Genomic DNA, 3,923 nt, shown 5'->3' on the forward strand with positions numbered 1-3,923 from the left:
GCGACGGAATCCAGATTCTCAAATACTATCTCGACATAAGCAAGCCTGAACAGGCGCGCCGCCTCGCAGACCGTGATAAAGATCCGCTCAAACAATGGAAGAAAAGCCCGATTGATGCGGTCGCACTCGTAAAGTGGGATGACTATACGGCTGCGCGCGATGACATGCTGCGTCGTACGGACTTCACGCACGCGCCGTGGTTTGCCGTTCACACCGACGACAAGCGCCAGGCGCGATTGAATACGATCCGGCATATCATCAAATCGATCGATTGTCCGGAGACGGACAAGGCCCTGGCCGTTCCCGATGAAACAATTGTCTTGCAGGCCACAAAGAAAACCATTGCAGCCCTGCATCGATGATTCACTTCGTCTTCCAGCACACGATGCTAAACGCTGTAACCTGGAACAGGGGCGCACTCTCGACCCGGACTTTTGCCAGCATGGAAATGTCAGAGCAGCCCGTTCGGCTGATTTTCGATCTGGCCGCAGCTCGGTCCAAACAGTTGGAACTGTAACGTATGAGGGCCTCGCGCGTCATATGCGTATCATATCGGAGTAAACTCAAACGTTTGCATCCGTTTGATGTCGATCACCCTATCGCAGACGCGACAATCCGTTTTCCGCGTCGATCGCCGACCAGGAGGCCGCCAGATGACAGACAGTCAGGATCAATGTGACGGGCGACCGGTCATCATGGTCTATGTGCCAATCTTCCGGGAGAAACTGGCAAAGCTGGAACGTCGCGGGGACGGCCATACACCAGAAGCTGTGCGACTTCGCCGGACACTGGCGCGCATAGATCTCGGCCTGACCAAATCGAGATCTTGCGACGATCGCCAGATCCGGTTGACTGCCGCAGAATGAGCTGTCTCTCCCGGCCAAACGAACCCGCGACAGGGAAGCGATTGCGGCGTGTGTGCAGCGCAGCGGCTGTGTCTTCAGTCTCTTAAATCCTGCGGGCGGGTCGATGACCAACACTCTTGTCTTGTTGATCGCCGGAATTCTGATCGTGCTGGCCTATGATTATACCAATGGCCTCCAGGACGCCGCGAATATGCTTGCCACAATTGTCGCCTCGCGAGCAGCAACGCCAATACAAGCCGCGATACTTGTGTCCGTATTCACCTTTCTTGGCCCTGTTCTGGGTGGAACAGCCGTTGCCAATACGATCGGCAACTTTATTGATGTCACTGATCTACAGAATATCGCGTCGCTCACGATTGTGCTTTCAGGCTTGGGGGGCGCAATCGGGTGGAATTTAATTACCTGGTGGTTCGGACTGCCAGCATCCTCTTCTCAAGCGCTCGTAGGCGGTCTGGTTGGGGCTGTGCTGGTTTCTGCCGGACCAGAGCATGTCGTATGGGGGATGTCCGAGTTGAACGCAGGGCGCGTGAGCGGCGTCACCAAGGTCCTGGGTGCGCTGCTTATTTCGCCAGTCCTCGGATTTCTGTTCGGCTGGATTATCCACCGCTTGGTAAGATTTGCGCTGCGTGGCGCTCGTCCGGTCGTCAATCGTAACTTGCGCGGATTTCAATGGGTGGCGACCGCAGCGCTCGCCTTTTCTCATGGTACGAATGACGCTCAAAAGGGGATGGGGATTATCGCCATGTTGCTTGTGATCAGCGGCGTCAATGCAGAGTTCACCGTGCCGATTTGGGTGATCCTCGCAAGCGCAACTTCCATCACTTTGGGCACGTTTTCAGGTGGTTGGCGGATCGTTCGAACGCTCGGCTTCGGGATCTACAAAGTCAGACCCATTCATGCGCTTGATGCCCAGCTTGCATCGGCAAGCCTGATTCTGGCCGCGTCCATGACGGGCGCGCCGGTTTCAACCACTCAGGTCGTGAGCACGTCCATAATGGGCATCGGTGCATCTGAGCGTCCAAAGTCGGTCCGCTGGGGCACGGCGCAGCACATCATTGGCGCCTGGCTGATTACCATGCCCGGTGCAGCCGCGATATCGATCGCGCTGTATCTTCTTATGCAAGCGCTTGGCGCAATCGTTTAGCAGGACGCCCTCGGGGCACGCGAGAAAGGAAGTATGATGTCGAAACGCCCAGGTGACGTTAAGCGTCCTCCGAGCCTTGTTCGGATTTTGAACGGACTGTTTCCGAGCACGCCAGATTTTCATCAGTTGCTCAATGATCAATGTGAACTCGTCGTGCAGGGGATGGAGGTTTTTGCTGAATTCATGATGACGGGGGACCAAGCCGCTGCCGACAGGGTTCGCCAGCTCGAACACGAAGGCGACAGTTTGAAAGCAAGAAACATCGATATACTGAACCGTTCCTTCGCAACGCCCTATGATCGTGAAGACATCTACCGCGCGATTACCGCTATCGATGATGGGCTCAACTATGCCAAAACCTCGGTGTGGGAGATGGATGTTCTTGGCGTGAGCCCCGACAAGCCTATGGCTGAAATGGCTGACTTGCTGCTGCAGGGCGCCAGATCACTGCAACGCGGATTCAGTGTTCTGAAAACCAATCCGGGGGAAGCGGAACGCGCCGCAAACGCTGTTCGCAAGACCGAGCGTCACGTTGAGAAAGTCTATCGGCGAGCGATAGCCGAATTATTCAGCCCGCAGCATTATGCCAACGATTTGGCGGCGCGACGCAAGGACCTCAGTGAAGATTTACGACCTTTGCTCGAACCGGACGATAAGGCGAGCTGCGACTCTGTCCTGAAAGGGGTTTCCTTTGTCATGGAGACGCTCAAGCGTCGGGAAATTTATCGCCACCTCTCAAATGCGGCCGATCACTTTGCGCATGCCGGCGATATTCTGCACGATATTACCGTCAAATCCGCCTGATATTGTCGGTCCCTGATATCCTGGCTCAAACCAATCCCCTTGCGCTTTTTGGACTTTGCCGCCCGCAAGCAGACGCGACATTCAGCGAAAGACGCGCGCAATCACTCTTTCTCGTCAACTTTGAACGCCTCGTCATGGCCGCTCCGTATTCCGTCAATGAGGTATCAATTGCCCCGGATCCATCAAAACCAAACCTTAAACAGGCGTAAAGTGAGCACGATCAGTATGGTCCAGCAGCTTAGATAGATTGCTGTGAGCCAAAGTTGCTGATCGGATATGCCTGGGCGTCTGTGGCGAACGCTGCGGATCAAGGCGACAAGGTGAACCGTCAGTCCGAGAAGGGCAATCAGCGCAGCGGTTTCTGCGATATAAGGTGCCACGATTGCACCTAGTCCCACGCCAAACAGGCCAATCCCAAGGCTGGATATGACGCAGGTCAAGACCTTGGGTAAAGTGTGGGAGGAGTGGCTTGAGCCATCGGAAGTTTGCCGGCGGGGACTTTGGTGAGAGTTCATCTTAAACTTTCCTGTATTGTGATGTGGTTCGCCGTCCGAGCCACATCGCAGCCAATAGGACTGCAAGACGAACAGACGCAGACCTTGGCCGCGCATTACACGTTTCAGTTTTTTTGCAGCTAAACGAAACAAGACGTCCAGCCCGCAGGCGCTTCCGCGACATTGCGAGACCCATTCTAGACTCACTCACGAGGCTGGGACCGCAGCCGTTCGCGCCCTCGGAGTGAACGTGCCAAGTCGAAGGCGACGCCACCTAAGGAATCATTGCAGGATTGCGCCCAATACTCGGATATCGTTTCTATCCCAGCTGGCAGGTCGGTGTATCCTGGCTTGCAAGCGGTCCAAATATTTCAGGTGATTGTGTGGTCGATTTGAACGCCTGCGACCGCATCCGGCTCAGCCGTACGAGGTCTTCATCGGTGGGGACGCCAATTGGGTGGCAACACGATTGGCATCGCCGCAAATGGCCAGTAAGGGCGCACCAGCAACATTATCATCGAGCGAATGTCTCATCGGGTCTGAGTGGCTGGAGCCTTTGTCTGGCGGCAGCAAGCAAGCCAAGCCCGGTCACCGCCGAAAGCGTGGACCCGATGA

At 55.6% G+C, this 3,923-nt stretch carries 4 protein-coding genes; all 4 read left to right on the forward strand.

Annotated elements, in window-relative coordinates:
* A partial coding sequence (locus HOC_RS20035) for a polyphosphate kinase 2 family protein (protein WP_035542144.1) occupies positions 1 to 362 on the forward strand: 362 nt, incomplete at its 5' end.
* Positions 363 to 653: 291 nt separating this feature from the next.
* The gene (locus HOC_RS20040) at positions 654 to 866 is read left to right on the forward strand and encodes a hypothetical protein (RefSeq protein WP_035542146.1); all 213 of its coding nucleotides are present in this window, start codon (positions 654 to 656) and stop codon (positions 864 to 866) included.
* Between the two features lie 103 nt (positions 867 to 969).
* Positions 970 to 2,010: an inorganic phosphate transporter gene (locus HOC_RS20045; protein ID WP_035542148.1), complete on the forward strand. Its 1,041-nt coding sequence runs from the start codon at positions 970 to 972 to the stop codon at positions 2,008 to 2,010.
* Positions 2,011 to 2,043: 33 nt separating this feature from the next.
* Positions 2,044 to 2,814 carry a DUF47 domain-containing protein gene (locus HOC_RS20050; RefSeq protein ID WP_206741625.1) on the forward strand — a complete coding sequence of 257 codons (771 nt, stop codon included), beginning with the start codon at positions 2,044 to 2,046 and terminating at the stop codon, positions 2,812 to 2,814.
* Positions 2,815 to 3,923: the final 1,109 nt, after the last annotated feature.

Origin of the sequence: Hyphomonas oceanitis SCH89 (genome assembly GCF_000685295.1) — a bacterium.
In the GTDB taxonomy this organism is placed as follows: Bacteria; Pseudomonadota; Alphaproteobacteria; order Caulobacterales; family Hyphomonadaceae; genus Hyphomonas; species Hyphomonas oceanitis.